Source organism: Nannocystis sp. RBIL2 (assembly GCF_026626745.1).
Taxonomy (GTDB): domain Bacteria; phylum Myxococcota_A; class Polyangia; order Nannocystales; family Nannocystaceae; genus Nannocystis.
The window spans coordinates 1,455,600-1,472,518 of the sequence record NZ_JAPNJW010000001.1 but is presented as its reverse complement, the minus strand read 5'-3'; the positions used below and the strand labels follow the sequence as shown (position 1 = coordinate 1,472,518).

Annotated in this window: 13 protein-coding genes; 10 read left to right on the top strand and 3 right to left on the bottom strand. The window is 73.1% G+C overall.

What is annotated here, in order from left to right:
• Positions 1-136: 136 nt before the first annotated feature.
• The 8 genes from OV090_RS05785 (at position 137) to OV090_RS05750 (ending at position 12,669) form a co-directional block, all read left to right on the top strand.
• Positions 137-1,894, top strand: coding sequence for a hypothetical protein (locus tag OV090_RS05785; RefSeq protein ID WP_267702472.1), 1,758 nt, complete (start codon positions 137-139; stop codon positions 1,892-1,894).
• Positions 1,895-2,220: 326 nt separating this feature from the next.
• Positions 2,221-3,294: an FIST N-terminal domain-containing protein gene (locus tag OV090_RS05780; RefSeq protein WP_267702471.1), complete on the top strand. Its 1,074-nt coding sequence runs from the start codon at positions 2,221-2,223 to the stop codon at positions 3,292-3,294.
• An 8-nt stretch (positions 3,295-3,302) separates the two neighbouring features.
• On the top strand, positions 3,303-4,319 hold the full coding sequence (locus OV090_RS50505; protein WP_267702470.1) for an STAS domain-containing protein: 1,017 nt from the start codon (positions 3,303-3,305) through the stop codon (positions 4,317-4,319).
• A gap of 253 nt (positions 4,320-4,572) precedes the next feature.
• Complete coding sequence (locus OV090_RS05770) at positions 4,573-5,220, top strand: RNA polymerase sigma factor (RefSeq protein WP_267702469.1); 648 nt, start codon at positions 4,573-4,575, stop codon at positions 5,218-5,220.
• 86 nt (positions 5,221-5,306) lie between these two features.
• A complete protein-coding gene (locus OV090_RS05765) occupies positions 5,307-8,723 on the top strand; it encodes a serine/threonine-protein kinase (RefSeq protein WP_267702468.1) in 3,417 nt (1,138 codons plus the stop codon).
• A 272-nt stretch (positions 8,724-8,995) separates the two neighbouring features.
• Positions 8,996-10,378: a DUF2403 domain-containing lipoprotein gene (locus OV090_RS05760; RefSeq protein WP_267702467.1), complete on the top strand. Its 1,383-nt coding sequence runs from the start codon at positions 8,996-8,998 to the stop codon at positions 10,376-10,378.
• Between the two features lie 26 nt (positions 10,379-10,404).
• Entirely contained in the window at positions 10,405-11,415 is a 1,011-nt protein-coding gene (locus OV090_RS05755) for a glycoside hydrolase family protein (protein ID WP_267702466.1), read from the top strand.
• Between the two features lie 234 nt (positions 11,416-11,649).
• A complete protein-coding gene (locus OV090_RS05750; protein ID WP_346660352.1) occupies positions 11,650-12,669 on the top strand; it encodes an SDR family oxidoreductase in 1,020 nt (339 codons plus the stop codon).
• A gap of 111 nt (positions 12,670-12,780) precedes the next feature.
• Here the strand turns inward: OV090_RS05750 and OV090_RS05745 are convergent, their stop codons facing one another.
• The 3 genes from OV090_RS05745 to OV090_RS05735 all read right to left on the bottom strand — a co-directional run bounded on the left by OV090_RS05745 (position 12,781) and on the right by OV090_RS05735 (position 14,412).
• Positions 12,781-13,422 (bottom strand): hypothetical protein, encoded by a 642-nt coding sequence (locus OV090_RS05745; RefSeq protein ID WP_267702464.1) that lies wholly within the window; start codon positions 13,420-13,422, stop codon positions 12,781-12,783.
• A gap of 58 nt (positions 13,423-13,480) precedes the next feature.
• On the bottom strand, positions 13,481-13,987 hold the full coding sequence (locus tag OV090_RS05740; protein WP_267702463.1) for a hypothetical protein: 507 nt from the start codon (positions 13,985-13,987) through the stop codon (positions 13,481-13,483).
• A gap of 83 nt (positions 13,988-14,070) precedes the next feature.
• A complete protein-coding gene (locus OV090_RS05735) occupies positions 14,071-14,412 on the bottom strand; it encodes a hypothetical protein (protein WP_267702462.1) in 342 nt (113 codons plus the stop codon).
• Positions 14,413-14,609: 197 nt separating this feature from the next.
• On the opposite strand from OV090_RS05735, the gene OV090_RS05730 reads away from it, so the two are divergent.
• Both OV090_RS05730 and OV090_RS05725 read left to right on the top strand, forming a co-directional pair.
• Positions 14,610-15,650, top strand: coding sequence for a hypothetical protein (locus tag OV090_RS05730; protein WP_267702461.1), 1,041 nt, complete (start codon positions 14,610-14,612; stop codon positions 15,648-15,650).
• 47 nt (positions 15,651-15,697) lie between these two features.
• Entirely contained in the window at positions 15,698-16,915 is a 1,218-nt protein-coding gene (locus tag OV090_RS05725) for a sigma-70 family RNA polymerase sigma factor (RefSeq protein ID WP_267702460.1), read from the top strand.
• Positions 16,916-16,919: the final 4 nt, after the last annotated feature.

The window sequence follows — 16,919 nt, the reverse complement described above, 5'->3', positions numbered from 1 at the left end:
CCGAGGTCTGTCCTTCAGGACATCTGATTCTTGGCAGTCAGGCGCGGCCGGAGCTCGGGCGGTTCGCCGCGGCGAGCGAGGGCGCGCGGGCGGAGAATGGCTGCGCAGGGGCGCGGGTTCGTGCGATAAGCGAGGCATGCCCGCGACCCTCGCAGCGCTCGAGTCCGCCCTGGCCACCGGCACCGAGGCGGAATGGCTGGCGCAGCTGAGCGACGAGACGGTCCGCGAACAGGTGCAGCGCGCGCTGCAGGCCGATCGCAAGCTGTGGACGCAGTACCCTGATTCGCTGGGGAGCTGCTTGCTGGCGCGGACGTTCGGGGTCAAGGCGCTGGCGTCGCTGCACCGGGGGTGGGCGAAGGAGCTGGCGGCGCGCGGGCGGCCGTGGATCCGGCCGCTGCGCCAGCTGCCGGTGGTGGTGCTCCCGCTGGCCGAGCTGGAGTCCGCCAAGGGGCTGTCGTTCGGGGGGCTGCAGGTGCCGCGCTTCGAGACGGACGACGTCTTGCTGCTGACCGCGCAGCAGCGCGGATCGGGGCGAAAGGAGCGTGTGCGCTGGCACTGGGCCGAGGGCCGCGCGCGCGTCGAGCCGGAGCCGCCGCGCGACGAGGCCGCGGCGAAATATCCGCAGTTCGTGAGCGACGGCTGGGGCCCGATGTATATGATCCGCGCAGAGGGAGCGCCGCGGGTGGCATTGCCGTGCCCGGAGGAGGGCAGCGCGAGCGTGCGATGGTCGGCCGACGGCTCGCGCCTGATCGTGTACGGGACGCACGACGAATACGCCGGGGGATTCGTGTATGTCGTCCATCCCGAGACTCTGGCGGTCGAGCGCAGGCTCGAGGTCGATTCGCCGGTGTCGAGCGTCGCCGACGGCGGCGGACAAATGGTGGTATCGACGTCCCGCAGCGGGATGCTCGGGTGGGTCGACGGCCGCAAGCACGTGCTGCCGATCTTCGCCTACGAGTTCGCGCTGTCGCCGAGCGGCAAGTATGTGGTCACCTTCGCCGGGGCGCTGAAGATCTGGTCGCTGGCGGAGCTCGTGCGCCACGAGGCGCCGCCGCCCGAGCCCGGGTTCCCGCCGTGCTTCGATCCGGACGGCGAACGCCTGCTGTGCGACCGGGAGCTGCTCGACGGCCGCACGGGGAAGCGCATCGCGCGGCTGAATCCGGAGTTCGGGTACTACCTCGAGGGCGGACCGCCGCAGCCGTCGCTGCACCTCGGGACCCGCGTCCTGATCTGCACGCACGGCGGGCTGCAGCTGTGGGACGCGCGCCGCGGCAAGCCGCTGGAGTCGACGGAGCCGCTCGGGTTCCCGCACTGGTACACTCTGGCGTACGACCGCGAGGGTTCGCGCCTGGCGGCGCTGCAGCAGGGCAAGAAGACTGTGGCGCTGCACGAGCTGCCGCACGGGCGTCTCGTTCGCACGCTGACCTTCGAGCTGGGCGGCTCGGCGCTGGGGATGGCCGAGGACGGGAGCATGCTCGCGGTGCAGCGCGGCGGGCGGGTCGAGGTCCGCACGCAGGATGGCGCGCTGGTGCGGCTTTGCGGCGAGGCGACCGGGGAGTCGCCCAAGCCGCGGTCGTACGATCCGCCGCCCCGGTTCTCGCGCGACGGCCGGCGAGTCGCGGCGCGCGTGGGCGACGGTTGGCGGATCTGGACGCTCGCCGGCGGGGAGGAGGAGCGCGTCGAGGACGGCGCCGGCGACGGCCTGGCGGACGTCGCCGACTTCGCGGCGCCGCGGCCTCCCGGCTGGAAGCTGGCGATCGGCAGGTCGTCGGTGTTCACCCACGAGGCGAGCGGCACCACGATCGCGCTGCCGGTGGGCGGCGGGTGGCAGTTCAATCCGGCCGATCCGCGGATCTGCATCTGCAACGAGCTGCTGGTGATCCTGGAGGGCTGAGAGGTCGACTGTCCTCAGGGACATCTCCTGTGATTGGGGTCGGCAGACCTCGAATCATCGTTCAGCGCGGCGACCGCCGCCGGACGAAGCCGAGTTCGGCGTGGACGATGTAGGCCGAGGTCGACGCGGCTCGTGCGAGGCGTGATTCCACGGACATGTCGCGGCCTGCGAATGTCTGCGGAGACCCGCGCAGCGGCCTTCTGTAGTACCCTCGCTGCATGCGGACAGCGAGTGCTCACAGTGACGAACGGGACACTTCGCAAGCGGCGAGGGCGGCGTACACAGCGGCGGTCGAGGCGCTCGGCGGGCCGCCGGACTGGTTGTTCGTGCAATCGACGGAGGCCCACGCGGGCGAGGCGGTGCGCCGGGCGCTGATCGAGCTCGGGGCGCCGGCGGCCCACGGCAGCAGCTCGTGCATGGCGGTGCTGACGGAGGCGGGGGTGCACGCGGGCGGGCTGGCGCTGCTGGCAGTACGCGACCCGGAGGGGGCGTTCGGGGTCGGAGCCGCGGACTTCGGCGCGGACCCGCGCGCAGCGGCCGAGCAGGCGGTGATGGCGGCGATCGACGACGCCGGCCGCCCGGGCGAGGTGCCGATGCTGGTGTGGATCACCGCGGCGCCGGGCCACGAGGAGGCGTGCCTCGCGGGGATCGAGGCGGTGGTGGGACCCGACGTGCCGATCGTCGGCGGTAGCGCGGCAGACGACGCGATCGCGGGCCGCTGGTATCAATGGACGCGGCAGGGGACGCACTCGCAGGCGGTGGTGGTGAGCGTGCTGTACCCGTCGGGCCGGGTGGCCTCGGCGTTCCAGAGCGGGTACACGCCGACGACGCGCAGCGGCAAGGTGACGCGGGCGGACGAGCGGGCGATCCTCGAGATCGACGGGGCGCCGGCGGCGGAGGTCTACGATGCATGGACCGGCGGGGCGATCGCGGCGGCGCGCGGCGGCGGCAACGTGCTCGCGGAATCGACGCTGCAGCCGCTGGGGCGGCGGGTCGGCGGGGTCGGCGAGCTGGCGTCGTATCGCCTGGCCCACCCGGCGGTGGTCCGGCCCGACGGGGCGATCGAGCTGTTCGCCAGCTTCGAGGTCGGCGACGAGGTGGTGCTGATGCACGGGACGCACGAGGCGCTGGCGAGCCGCGCGGAGCGAGTGGCCGCCGACGCGCTGGCGTTCGCCGGGGTGTCGCAGGAGGCGGTCGCGGGGGCGCTGGTGGTGTTCTGCGCCGGCTGCATGCTGGCCCTGCGCTCGCAGCTGGACGCGATCGCGGTCGGCCTGCGCGCGGCCCTCGGCGGGGCGCCGTTCGTCGGCTGCTTCACGTTCGGCGAGCAAGGATGCTTCGTCGGCGGCGAGAATCGCCACGGCAATCTGATGATCTCGGTCACCGCGCTGGTGCGCGCATAGGAACCCACGTGGCGCGCGACGACGAATTGCTGCGCGAGACCGTGGCCCACCTCGAGCAGGCGCTGCACCGCGAGCGCGAGCGCCGACGCGAGGCGGAGGGGCTATTGTCCGGGGTCGGCACGGCCGCGACTGCGCGGTCGCTGGCAGACGCCGAGGAGGCGTTGCTGACCGCGCTCGCGCCGGTGTTCGGCTACGAAGGCGGGGCGGTGCTGGTGCCCGAGATGGGCGCGAAGTACCGCGCGGCGGTCGCTACGCACGAGGCGCTGAAGGCGGCGCGACTGGCCGCCGGTGGGTTCGTGCAGCGGGTCGAGGGCGGCGAGGTTGTTGCCGTGTTCGACGTGGCGCGCGTGCCCGACCTGCAGCCGCTGGCGGCGGTGCCGGGGGTCCGCGCGGCGCTGATGCTGCCGCTGCGCACGAGTCGCGGGGCGGCGATCCTGCTGGGGGTCCACGCGCGCGCGGCCGCCTTCTCGCCGCGGCAAGTGGCGCTGGCCAGGAGCTTCCTGGGCACTGCAGGGCCGGTGCTGGAGAGCCTGGTGGCCCGCGAGCGCGAACACCTCGGCAGCGTGGCCGCGGCCCGCGCGGCGGCGCTCGAGCAGAGCAACGCGGAGCTGCAGCAGCGCGTCGACGAGATCGAACGCCAGCGGGCGCAGATCCTCCGGCTGTCGGCGCCGGTGCTGCGAATCTGGCGCGACGTGCTGGCAGTGCCGCTGGCAGGCACGCTGGAGGAGCAGCAGATCGTGCACGTGAGCGAGAAGCTGCTGGAGACGATCGTCGAGACGCGCGCGCGGGTGGCGATCCTCGACATGACCGGGCTCGAGACGATCGAGGTGACGGCCGCGGAGCGGCTGCACGCGATCTTCCAGGCAGTGCAGCTGCTCGGGGTGCAGTGCTTCGTCAGCGGGGTGCGCCCCGCCGTGGCCGATGCGCTGGTGAACCAGGGCACGGCCCCCCGCGCCGAGACGTTCGCCACGGTGGCCGACGCGCTGGCAGCCGCGATTCTCCGCTGCACGTCGGCGAAGCGCTGAGGTGAATGGGCGTGTGAATTGATTCGAGGGTGATTCGCGGATGCGTGCGAGGGGTCGAAAGAAATGATCGGTCGCGTGGTCATGAGGTTATCGGCGATCCCTCGATAGTGAGAAGCAATGATCGGAGAGGCCGTTGTCGGTGATGGGTGAGTGAGCGCCGACAGCGAGAAAAAGATCGACGGGCGACGGAGCCGGCTCTCGCGTGCTCGTTAAACTCGCGCGTTTTTCTAAAAAATCGCGCTAGACTGTGTGGGTGGACGAACGGGCGCTCCTCGAGGCATGGCGCGGCGGCGACTCCGAGGCGGGGCGGCAGCTCATCACTCGCTATTACGCGGCGATCTATCGCTTCTTTTACGGTAAGGCCGAGCCGGCGGCGTGCGAGGATCTGGCGCAGGAGACGTTCGAGGTGGTGGTGCGCCGCCGCGACGCGTTCCGCGGCGACAGCCCGTTCCGCGCCTATGTCTACGGGATCGCCCGATTCGTGCTGGTGGCGCACATCCGCCGGCGGCAGCGGCACGGCAAGCGCTTCGAGCCGGCCGAGGACAGCGCGATCGATCCGGCCACCGAGGGCTCGGTGACCGCGCTGTTCGCCGACCGCGAGCTCGAGTACATCGTCGTCCAGGCGCTGCGATCGCTGCCGCTCGACGACCAGATCCTGGTCGAGCTCAAGGACTGGGAGGGGCTGACGCAGTCCGAGCTGGCGGCCCTGTTCGAGGCGCCGCAGCCGACGGTGGCGCGCCGGCTGCAACGCGCCCGCACGCGCCTGCGCGAGGCGGCCCTGCGCCTGGTGGCCGACCCGGCCCTGCGCGACGCCAGCGTCCACGGGCTCGACAGCTGCATGCAGAGCATCTACGGCAAGCTGCAGGCCCACCTCGGCCGGGTGCGCGAGCCCGAGCAGTGAGGCCGGCGCGAGGAATCGACGTCGGCCCGCGCGCGGCGGGGATCAGAAATACTGGCTACGGACACACCACCGGCGAGGAGTTCGTCATGCCCGTGCCCCACCTTGCCCCGCCCACCGAGATCGTCCGCCGCGCCCAGGACCGGCTGCTCGCCCGCGTGTCCTCTCTCGGCGAATCGTCGGTGACCCTGTCCGAGGAGGCCGCGCCGCCCGCGGTCGCGATCGCCACCCGGCCGGAGGCCGCGGACGAGCAGCGCTACGTGTTCCGCGAGGCCCTGGCGTCGGGCGGGATCGGGGTCATCCGCCGCGCGGAGGACCGCCGGCTCGGCCGGGTGATCGCGGTCAAGGAGCTGCTGCGCGACAGCCCCGACGCGCAGCGGCGGTTCGCGCTCGAGGCGGCGATCACGGCCCGGCTGCAGCACCCCGGCATCGTGCCGCTGTACGACCTCGGCTGGCGCGACACCGGCGAGCCGTTCTACTGCATGAAGCTGGTCGACGGCGAGAGCCTGGAGGCGACGATCCGCCAGGCCACCACGCTGCCGCAGCGGCTGCGCCTGGTCGAGCACGTGATCGCGGTCGCCGACGCGATCGCGTACGCGCACGACCAGAAGGTGCTGCACCGCGACCTCAAGCCGGCCAACGTGCTGGTCGGGCGCTTCGGCGAGACTGTGGTGGTCGACTGGGGCCTGGCCAAGGACCTGACTGCCGCCGATAGAGAGATGACCGAAGGGGCATGTCCTGAAGACCATGGCGCTTCGGACATGACGCAGGCGGGCACGGTGCTCGGGACGCTGCGCTACATGCCGCCGGAGCAGGCGGCCGGCGAGGTCGTCGACGTGCGCTCGGACGTGTACGCGCTGGGGGCGATCCTCTATCACGTGCTGGCCGGGCGGCCGCCGTTCGCGGCGGTGACGGGCGCCGGGCTGGCGGCGCAGGTGCTGGCGGGAGAGGTCGACGACCTGCGCCGCGTCGATCCGGCGATCCCGGCCGAGCTGGCGACGATAGCCCAGCGGGCGATGGCCCGCGCGCCGGCCGATCGCTACCCCGACGCGGCGGCGTTCGCCGAGGAGCTGCGGCGCTTCCAGGCCGGCCAGATGGTCGCGGCGCACACGTACTCGCTGCGCGAGCGGGCGCGCCTGTGGACCCGCACGCACCCGGTGGCGTTCGCCGGGGTGCGGCTGGTGCTGGCGGGCGGCGTGGCGCTCGGATGGCTGGGCTACGAGCAGGCCCGCACGCGGGCGGAGGCGCGGGCGCAGACCGAGCAGGCCGAGCGCGAGGCGGCGGCGCAGGCCGAAAAAGCGGCACGGAGCGCGTTCGAACGCCAGGCGGTGGTCGACGCGCAGCGGCTGCAGGCGTCGATCCTGCGCGCGCAGGACATGTCCGAAGAGAGCGATCGCACCGACGAGGCGCGGGCCATCGCGCGGGCCGCTCTCGGGGAGGCGCTGCGCACCGGCGGGCCGGTCGCGGCGGCCAGCCGGGCGCTGGCGGCGGCGATGACTGCACCGCGGGCGATCACGACGGTGGGCGCGGACGATCAGGCGTACGTGGACGACGCCCAGTGGCTGGCCGATGGCGCGGTGATCGCTACGGTGGTCGAGAACCGGCGCATGCGCCTGTGGGAGGCCGCGAGCGGGCGCATGCTGGCCGAGATCGCGGGGGTCTCGAGCATCGGCGTGGCCAGCGACGGAGCGCTCGTCACTGCGGGCGACGACGGGCTGGTGCGCCGCGACGTCCGCACCGGGGTGGTGCACGCGACGCTGGGCCCCGAGCGCGGGCTCGTGGCGATGTCGCCCGATCGCACGCGCGTGGCGGCGAGGGGCGACGGCGTGGTGGTGGTGCGCGACGCGGTCAGCGGGGCGCTGGTGGCGACGCTGCCGCGCGTCGGTCAGTCCGCGGCGTTCTCGCGCGACAACTCGCGGATCGTGACCGGGTCGAACGGCTTCGCGTGGTTGTGGTCGTTGCCCGACGGCGAGCTGCTGGGCGAGCTGCCGACGTCGGCGCGGATGAACTCGCAGGTCGCGATCAGCGAGGACGGGGCGCGCGTGGCAGTCGGGGGCAACGATCACGACGTTTACATCTGGGACGCGAGCGGCGCGCGGCCGCGGCTGATCAAGCGCGCTGCCGGACCCCGCAGCTCGATCGGGCGGTTGATGTTCTCGCGCGACGGGCGGACGTTGATCTCGGTGATCATCAACGGCGCCTGGTTCGCGTGGGACACCCTCGACGGGCGGCTCCTCCGGCGCGTCGACACCGAGTTGTATCAGTTCGACGGCGCCGACCTCTCGCCCGACGATCGCTGGCTGGCGGTCGGCGGCGGTGATGGGACAGTGCGGGTGTGGGACGTCGTCAGCGGGGCGCTGCGCGCGACGCTGCGGTCGGAGTCGGACGAGGGCAGGTCGGTGCGGTTCTCGCCGGACGGGCGGCAGATCCTCGTCGGCACCACGGGCGGCCCGACGATGGTGTGGGAGCTGCCGGCCAGCGTACCTGCGCGGTGGCACGTGCCCGGCTCACCGACTGCGATGGACATCGAGGTCGCCACCGACCGGGTGGTGATGGTCGGGCAGGGGAGCGTGACGGTGCATCGGCTCGCCGACGGCGCGGCGCTGGCGAAGCTGCCGGATGACGGCGTGACGCGCACGCAGGCCGAGCTGTCGAGCCGCGGCGCGCTGTTCACGGCCGCGGCCGACGGCACCGCCGAGCTGTGGGACGCCGACAGCGGGGCGCGGCGCTGCGGGTTGCCGGCGCGGGTCAAGCTCGAGCAGCGGCCGATCTTCCTCGCCGACACCGACGGCGTGGTGACCGTCGGCGAGGACGGCAAGGTCGCGTCCTGGTCGAGCCTCGACTGCCGCGAGCTGCAGGTGTTGCACACGCCGCCGCTGCCGTACGGCAAGGTGCGCGGCACGCCGCTCGGGCAGATCGTGCTGCCCGGAGGGACGCGGCAGCTCGAGCTGGTCGACGCGTGGTCGCCGGAGCGACGGGTGAAGCTCGAGGGCATGCAGAGCTCCATCCTGCACGTGACGACCAGCAACGACGGCTCGCAGGTGTTCGCCCACGGCTGGCGCGGCGACGCGAAGTCGTGGGACGCCCGCACCGGCGAGACGCTGGCCGAGTTGAAGGGGAGCTCGACGATGATCCTGTCCGCCGTCTACTCGCCCGACGACAGCACGATCCTGACGCTGGACGAGGGCCACTCGGGGCGATTGTGGCGCGCCGAGGACATGTCGCCGCTGGGGCGGCTGGAGGGCCGCCGGAGCTGGGTGCCGCTGTCGGCCGTGTTCTCGCCCGACGGGTCGCGGATCGTCGCGGCCGACCGCAGCGGCGCGATCGGCCTGTGGGACGCGCGTGACGGCGCGTTCGCGGGGACTGTGGCGCGGCTGCACGGCGACGCGCCGCTGACCCTGGCGTTCTCCGCCGACAGCCAGGATGTGATCGTGGTGGGCGCGCCGCTCGGGGCGGTGCGGCTGCCGGCGACGCCCGAGGGGCTGCTGGCGGCCAGCGAGCCGTGAGCGCGACTGATGACATTGTCGAGACACGGTTGTCTCGCGATCCTCGCCGCCATTGCCCGGCGGCGGGCCGAGGCTCGTGCGCGGGCGCGGGTCGTGGAACCCCTGTCGGGCGGCGGCCCATGCCCGGGCAGAGGTGTACGGCCTTCGGCAAGCGGGGACGCGCCGCCTGCGTTTCGCATGGTGTACGCGGTGGATGCATTCGCGCGCGCGACGATTGCGATGGATTCGCCGCCTGGGGTCGCGGTAGAGTGAGGACATTGGGGAGGTCGAGGATGCGGCGGACAAGCTCGATTCACGCCTCGGTCGCGCTCGCGTGGCTGCTGGCGTGCACGCCCGGCGGCGCGGCGCAGCCGACTGACGGCAGCTCGACGGGCTCGCCGGCCACCGGCGCCACGGGGGAAGGCCCGACCGGCCCGGGGCCGTCGACGGGTGGCGAGCCCCCCACCACGGGGAGCGTCGATCCGACGGGTGGAGCGGACCCCACCGGCCAGGACCCGACCGGGGGGCCCAAACCCGATGTCGGCAATGACCCGACCGGCGGCGGCGACGGGCTGGGACCGGCCGAATTCGACGCCGACGAGCTCGACGCGCCGTCGCACGGCGGGACGATCACGTTTCAGGAGATCGGCGCGCCGGGCTGGTACCCGAGCCGCCGCGATCCGGCGACGGGGCCGTGCGACGCGTATCAAAACGATACGTGCTGTCTGGCGCAGCACGAGGTCGCGGGCGACCAGCTGACGCCGTGGGACGAGGACTTGATCCTCACATTGCGCGGGCCGCTGCAGCTCAAGCAATTCGCGGTGTATCAGCCGGGCGGCGGCGACGCGTGGACCCTTGCGTCGAGCTGGGACGAGCGCTGGCCGGCGGACGGCCAGGGGCTGGCGTTCAAGGGCAACGAGACCGAATCGCAGGGCTTCCACGGGGTCGTCGGCACCGAGTGTCTGGTCAATGTCTCGACCGCGGCGCAGTTCGCCTGCGGCGAGGGCAGCGTGCCGTTCTGCCCGGCCTCCGACGATGCGCAGTACGACGGCTGGGCCGGTTCGAAGCTGTTCGTGCTGCTGGCGCGCATGCCGAACGCCGAGGAGGTCGGCGAGCCGTGCTCGGAGGACATGACCGGCAACTGGTACGATGCGCCGTGGATCGGGCTGAGCCTCGGCGAGCTGGTGCGCGCGGGGGCGTTCTCCAGCTGCCAGTGCTACGCCAAGAACCCCGACGAATGGTACCTGGGCGACGGCTGCGGCCAGTTCAACGTGTGGGAGGTCGTCAACGACAACAACCAGTACCAGAACTTCGGCGTGTTCAGCACCAACTTCTTCGGCTACGCGGGCTACGTCGGCGAGGGGCCGTGCGGCGATCAGTGCGACGTGTCGCAGCTGGGGCCGGAGGTCGACCTGATCGACAAGGGCGAGAACGTCGAGGCGGCCGAGGGCGCGGTGGCGAGCCCGAATCAGGGGCCCGGGGCGGCGTTCCGGCGGCCGATCGAGGGCTATCGCTATTTCATCATCCTGATGGACACGGCGTCGCGCACGGTCCAGCTGGCGATCGTCCACCCCGAGCAGGTGCCGCCGGCGCTCGCGCCGCTGTTGCCGGGGCTGCCGGGGGCGCTCCCGCAGGCCGCGATCGCGGACGCGCTCGGGCTGCGTCTGCCCAATTGACGGAGGACACGACTATGATGATTCGCATGACATGGCTTGTGGGACTGGGGCTTGCGCTCGGCTGCGGGGCCACCCCGGGGGACGGCGACAGCGACGGCGGATCGGACGGGTCGACGACCGCGAGCCCGGCGAGCACGACCGGGACGAGCGCGGCGAGCGGGACGGAGACGAGCGCGGCGAGCGGGACGGAGACGAGCGCGGCGAGCGGGACGGAGACGGGGCCGGCGACGCCGACGAGCACGGGCGAGGAGCCCGGGACCGACACCGGCAACTCGACCGATTCGGGCGGGGTCGACCGCTCGGCGTGCAAGCGGGGGATCGCCTACGGCTACCATTCGCACGCCGACCTGGCAGCGCTCGCGCCGGGGGTGTCGTGGTGGTACAATTGGGCGGTCCCGCCCGACCAGGACGTCGGTGATTATGCATCGCTCGACGTCGAGTTCGTGCCGATGTTGTGGGGCGGTGGGTCGCTCGATCAGGACCCGCCGATCCCCGAGGGAGCGCGCTACCTGCTGGCGTTCAACGAGCCGAACTTCGGCGCCCAGGCCAACCTGACGCCGCAGGAGGCGGCGGCGTTGTGGCCGCAGGTCGAGGCGGTGGCGGACGCCCACGGGCTCGAGATCGTGTCGCCGGCGCTCAACTACTGCGGCGGGGACTGCAACAAGACCGACCCGTTCGAGTGGTTCGACGAGTTCTTCGCCGCGTGCCCGGGCTGCCGCGTCGACCACCTGGCGGTCCACTGGTACGCCTGCACGCGCGACGCCCTCACTTGGTACATCGGCGAGATGAAGCGGTACGATCTGCCGATCTGGCTGACCGAGTTCTCGTGCCTCGACGCCGAGGACAAGTCGGTGGCGGTGCAGAAGCAATACATGCAGGAGGCGCTCGAGTACCTCGAGGCCGAGCCTGCCGTGGTCCGCTATTCGTGGTTCAGCGGCCGCTTCGACCCCGAGCCGAACATCGACCTGCTCGGCGAGTCGGGTCAATTGACGGAGCTCGGCCAGCTGTACGTCAGCGCGCCCGCGAGCTGCCCCTGATTCGGAGGACCCGACGACCGGGGCGCAAGGAGGCCCGTCGGGGTTCACCCGGTGGGCCTCGGTCTTCGCGCTGTGCCGATCCATCGCCGGCGGCCTCGACTGGCGATTTCGCCGCCGGCGAGAGGGCAGCCTCGCGCGGCGCCTCCGTTCGCGGCAACCGGCTCGGTGCGGGCCTTCGCCGTCGGCGCGTGCTGGCGTCACGAGGCGACAGGGCCATTCTTGGCGCGGAGACGCATGACACCGAACGACAGCGACAGGATCACGCGGCGTCAGATCGTGGCCTCGATGGGCGTCGGGCTCGCGGCGACCGCCGTGGCCGGCCCGGCGACTGCCGCCGCCGCGCCCGCGAGCGCAGGCGGGTCGGTGAAGAAGCCCCGGCTGCAGAACCCGATCACGCAGTACCCACGCCCGCCGTTCCCGGCGCAGCAGCAGCCGTGGCCAGGGCTGGCGAGCAAGATGACGCCGCGGCCGGACCACGGCGAGAAGAGCTACCTCGGGTCGGGGAGGTTGGCCGGGCGCAAGGCGCTGCTGACCGGCGGCGACTCGGGGATCGGGCGCGCGGCGGCGATCGCCTTCGCGCGCGAGGGCGCCGACGTGGCGATCAACTACCTGCCGGCCGAGGAGTCGGACGCGCAGGAGGTGATCGCGTTGATCCAAGCGGAGGGGCGCAAGGCCGTGGCTGTCCCCGGGGACATCCGCGACGAGGCGTTCTGCAAAAAGCTGGTCGCGTCCGCGGTCGAGAAGCTCGGCGGGCTCGACATCCTCGTCAACAACGCGGCCCGGCAGCAGCAGCGCAAGTCGATCCTCGAGCTGACCACCGAGGACTTCGACGCGACCTTCAAGACCAACGTGTATGCGATGTTCTGGATCACCAAGGCCGCATTGCCGCACATGCCGGCCGGCGCGTCGATCATCAACACCGCGTCGGTCCAGGCCGTCGACCCGTCGGCCAACCTCCTCGACTATGCGCAGACCAAGGCGGCGATCGTGGCCTTTTCGAAATCGCTGGCCAAGCAGCTGGCGCCGCAGGGGATCCGCGTCAACGCGATCGCGCCCGGGCCGTTCTGGACGCCGCTGCAGCCCAGCGGCGGCCAGCCGCCGGACAAGCTGCCGAACTTCGGCGGCGACACCCCGCTCGGTCGCCCGGGTCAGCCGGCGGAGATCGCCCCGCTGTACGTGCTGCTCGCGTCGGCGGAGTCGAGCTATTGCACGGGGCAAGTGCTCGGCGCCTCCGGCGGGACGGGGAAATTTTAAAAGAATCAATAGACCCGGCGCCATCATGAGAGCCGGCGTCGGCCGGGTCGATCTCAGCTGTTCGCCACGATGGCGAACGGCTCCGGCTGGCCGGCGTCCAGGGCCCGCAATTCACAGAGGGGATGCTGGCGCGTGGACGACGATCTCGGCGAGCAGGCGCTCGCGTCGCGCCGTGGGCAGGGCCCGCTCGCGCTGCAAGCACGACTCCAGGGCCTGCTGCGCGTCGAAGTGGATCCGGGTCTCCGCCGGCGCCGACGACTCCTCGAATCGCCACAGCGCGTCGGCGGCGAGCGAGGTCAACCACTTCAGGCGCCGGAGCTGCCAGAACTCCTCGTTGTCCGAGTGGAAGAACCGCTGGGCGCGGATGAACTCGTGGCGGGGGGGCTCGTGCCACGCGCCGAGCACGACCCCGCGCGCGGCCTCCCGCGCGGCCTCGGCGACGGGCAGGGACACGTCGAGGGCCGCGCACACCGCTTCGTCGCAGCCGTCCGTCTCGCCGTCCGGGAGCCGATCGCTGATTTGCTGGTGTGCCTCCAGCAGCTCGAGCATGGCCGCGCGGTCGGGCGACCCGGTGGTGACGTGGAGCCGCTTCTGCTCGAGCTCGACTCGCAGGAGCCCCGCCGTCGCGGTGGAGAGGCCTTCCCGGCGCAGGGAGATGGCAATGGCCCGCTCTGCGCAATCGAGGGCGAAGCGCTGCAGGACCTGCTCGGGGGTCTTGGCGAGGAGCAGGTCGACGTCGTCACCGTAGTGCATGGGACGCGACGTTAGCCGATGCGCGGGCGGAGCGACCGGGCTGGAACTCGATGTGCGGTCAGCGATCGCGGGCGCCGAGCAAAGCGGCGAGCTGGTCCCACGAGGCCGGGTCCAGCCCGTAGTTCGGCGCCCGCGTGGGTCGACGGCCAGCGGCCTGGCCGCCGCCTTCGAGCCGGACGAGCCGCAGGTCGCCGCCGTCGGGGAAGCGCAGGGCGAGCAGGGGCTGCCAGAAGGTGCCGCCGCCTCCGCGGCCCTGCGTGCGGAACACGTACTGCTCGACGCTGGCCTCGACGTCGGCGACGCGGACCCGGCGGTCGGCGAGGACCAGCTCGCCGCCGTCGATCGTCAGGGTCGGACCGCGCCGCCACGTGAAGGTGATGTAGAGCAGGCCGAGGATGAAGACCGGACCCGCGAGCATGGAAAGAGCGCCGGCCACCGCCGGCGACGCGCCCTCGAGCGCCTTGGCGCCGATGACCACCAGCACGCCGGCGAGGACCGGGGTCCAGGAGAGGCGGACGATGTCCCAGGTCGAGCGATGCGGGACGAGCGGGGCGGCGAAGGTCATCGCGTCACCTTAGCGCGACCGGCCCGCGCGGGGCAGGGGCGGGATCGATCGCCGAAAGCCGATGACGCGCGGGCCCGCGAAAGTTACGCGGGGCCCGCGGGCGAGCAGGACTTGCAAGACGGGTGTTGCGGGGCGCCTTCCTGGCAGTGATCGAAGGCGTAGCCGCACGCGAGGACACCGTCTTCGAATTGCCCCCCGTAGAGGCAGAGGTCGGGCCTTTCGAGGCAGGCCGCGACACCGTCGGGATCGTCGAGGCATTCGTCGGGCACAGGAAGACATTGGCCGGGCACCGGCAGGTCGTCATAACATTGATAGGACTCGGACTCGCCGGTGTCGGTGTCGGTATCGGTGTCGTCGTCGTAATCGTCGTAGCAGGGATCCTTGGTGACGAGCTGGCAGAGCGGCGGACGCGGACCTCGATTCACGCCGAGCAATGGCTGGAGCTCGTCGCGGAGGAACGGGCACGAGGATCGACCGCAGGCGACGCGAGCGGGTGACGCAGGTCGTCACCAGTGTCGGCATCGCTGCGATCGATCGCCTGGCCGGCGATCGCCCACCGCACGGGGCGGGTCCGCGCGCCGGGGCTCGCCGGCCGACGGGCGCGTGGTATCCTCGGTGAACGATGCTCGTGCGCCTCGCCCTCGCGCCGCTGCTCGGCGCGGCGCAGGTGCCCGCGCCGCCCGAGGTCGCGCTCGAGTGGCGGGCGCCTGCCGGTTGCCCCGAGCGCGACGAGGTGCTGGCCGCGGTCGCGCGCCGGCTCGGGCGGCCGCTGACGGCCGAGGAGGCCGAGGTCGAGGCGACAGTGGTGCCTGACAGCGGGCGTGGGTTCACCCTGCGGCTGCGGCTGACGGCCGGCCAGCGCGGCGAGACGCGGACCATCTCCGACCCGTCGTGTGCGGCCCTGGCCGACGTGGTCGCGGTGCTGGTGGCCGCCGCGGTCGAGCCGGCCCGCGTGCCCGAGCCGGCCCCGACGCCCGCGCCCGAGCCTGCCCAGCCGGCCGAGCCGGGGCTGGAGCCCGCGGTCGCGGCCATGCCCGAGCCGGGGCCCGAGTTCGCGCCCGAGCCCGCGCCGGTGACGGACGAGCCCACCGAGCCGCTCGCTCCGCCTGTCTCTTCACGCAGGTCCAAAAGGCCAGGCGGATTCGTGCGCGTCCACGGCGGCGGCGAGGCGGGGGCGGTCCCGCGGGTCTCGGGGGCGGTCGGGGTCGCGGGCGGCGTGCTGTGGCCGCGCTGGCGCCTGGAGGTGCAGGGGCTGTTCGTGGCGCCGCAGGGGGTCCCGCGCGAGGTGGCCGGGCTGCAGGTGGAGGTGCGGGCGGCTCTGTTCGCGGCGGCGGTCCACGGCTGCGCCCGGCTGGGGCGCGGGCCGATCGAGGTGCCGCTGTGCGTCGGGCTCGAGGCAGGGGGCATGCGCGGCGAGGCGCGGGGGCTGTCCTCCGGGCGCGCGGCGGCGCAGGGCTGGCTCGCCGGCGTGCTCGGCGCCGGGGTCGTGTGGCACGCGGGGGCTCGCTGGGGCGTGTGGGGGGCGGTGCAGCTGGCGCTGTCGCCGGTGTATCCGAAGTTCGAGCTGGAGGCGGTCCCCGACCCGGTGCGCCTGTGGGCCCCGTCCTGGGCCTCCGGCCGGCTCATGCTCGGGGTCGAGCTGCGATTCGGAGACCCATGGTGACGGATCGACGCGAGCGCGGAGAATCGTGGGTACCTTCCGGACCCGCGATGACCCCGCGCGAAACCGCCCACGAGGACGAACCCCAGCTGCGTCGCTTCCAGGCGCTGTACCGCGCCGAATTCGCGTTCGTGTGGTCGGCGGCGCAGCACTTCGGCGTGGCGGCCGGGACGGTCGACGACGTGGTCCAGGAGGTGTTCCTGACGGCCTATCGCCGGCTCGACCAGCTGCACTTCGAGGTCTCGCCGCGGGCGTGGCTGTTCGGGGTGACCCGCCGCGTCGCTTTCCGCCACCGGCGCGGGGCGGCGCGGCTGGCCCGCCGCCACGCCGCGTTCGCCGAGCTGGCCCGCCCGCAGGCCGCGGCGCCGCAGCAGCGCCACGACGACGCGCAGCTGCTGACGCGCGTGCTCGGCGAGCTGGCCGACGGCACCCGCACCGTGTGGGAGATGACCGAGCTGCTCGGGATGAGCGCGCCGGAGATCGCGTCGGAGCTGGGCCTGCCGCTCAACACGGTGTACTCGCGGCTGCGGCTGGCGCGGCAACAGCTGCAGGCGCTGGTCGCCTCCGATCGCCTCGAGTCGCTGCGCGACGCCACGCGCCAGCGCCAGGCGCCGCCGCGCGAGGCCGAGTCGCGCACGTGGGGCGTCCTGCTGCCGGTCCTCGGCAAGCCCGCCGCGGCGGTCGGGCTCACCGCGTGGGTGTCGACCCAGACGGCCGCGGCGACGACGATGATCGTGGCCGGGGCCGCGACGGTCGGCCTGGTGGTCGCGCGCGAGCCGGCCCGCGCGGCCGATCGCCCGCCGACCGCCGCGCACGCGCCGGTGATCGCGGCGGCGAAGGAGCCGGCCGGCGCGCCCGAGCCGGCGCCGATCGCCGAGCCGCCCGTCGTTCCGGTACAGGTCCCGAAGGACATGTTTAAAAGGACATCCTCGGAGGTCGCCAGCGCCCGGCCGCAGGTCGGCACCGCGTCGGCGGCCGCAGCGAGCGACGCGGGCGCGCGGCTGGCCGCGGAGGTGGCGGCGATCGATCGCGTGCAGGCGCGGCTGGCTGCGGGCGACGCCGCGGGCGCCCTGGCCGGAGCGGCCGAGCACGCGCAGGGGTTCCCCGACGGGACGCTGGCCGACGTGCGCGAGGCGGCGCGGGTCGAGGCGCTGTGCCGCCTCGGCGACGAGGCGGCCGCGCTGTCGGCGGCGCAATTGCTGGTGCGCACGTTCCCGTCGTCGGCGGTGGCGCAGCGGTTCGCAAAATTTAATCGCTGCGGGCAGTGACGGA

What these genes read in the sequence shown, in the direction of transcription:
- OV090_RS05750 (WP_346660352.1), top strand. Translation starts at nt 11,650, where the DNA reads ATGACACCGAACGACAGCGACAGGATCACGCGGCGTCAGATCGTGGCC.
- OV090_RS05760 (WP_267702467.1), top strand. Translation starts at nt 8,996, where the DNA reads ATGCGGCGGACAAGCTCGATTCACGCCTCGGTCGCGCTCGCGTGGCTG.
- OV090_RS05725 (WP_267702460.1), top strand. Translation starts at nt 15,698, where the DNA reads ATGACCCCGCGCGAAACCGCCCACGAGGACGAACCCCAGCTGCGTCGC.
- OV090_RS05745 (WP_267702464.1), bottom strand. Translation starts at nt 13,422, where the DNA reads ATGCACTACGGTGACGACGTCGACCTGCTCCTCGCCAAGACCCCCGAG.
- OV090_RS05785 (WP_267702472.1), top strand. Translation starts at nt 137, where the DNA reads ATGCCCGCGACCCTCGCAGCGCTCGAGTCCGCCCTGGCCACCGGCACC.
- OV090_RS05755 (WP_267702466.1), top strand. Translation starts at nt 10,405, where the DNA reads ATGACATGGCTTGTGGGACTGGGGCTTGCGCTCGGCTGCGGGGCCACC.
- OV090_RS05730 (WP_267702461.1), top strand. Translation starts at nt 14,610, where the DNA reads ATGCTCGTGCGCCTCGCCCTCGCGCCGCTGCTCGGCGCGGCGCAGGTG.
- OV090_RS05765 (WP_267702468.1), top strand. Translation starts at nt 5,307, where the DNA reads ATGCCCGTGCCCCACCTTGCCCCGCCCACCGAGATCGTCCGCCGCGCC.
- OV090_RS05740 (WP_267702463.1), bottom strand. Translation starts at nt 13,987, where the DNA reads ATGACCTTCGCCGCCCCGCTCGTCCCGCATCGCTCGACCTGGGACATC.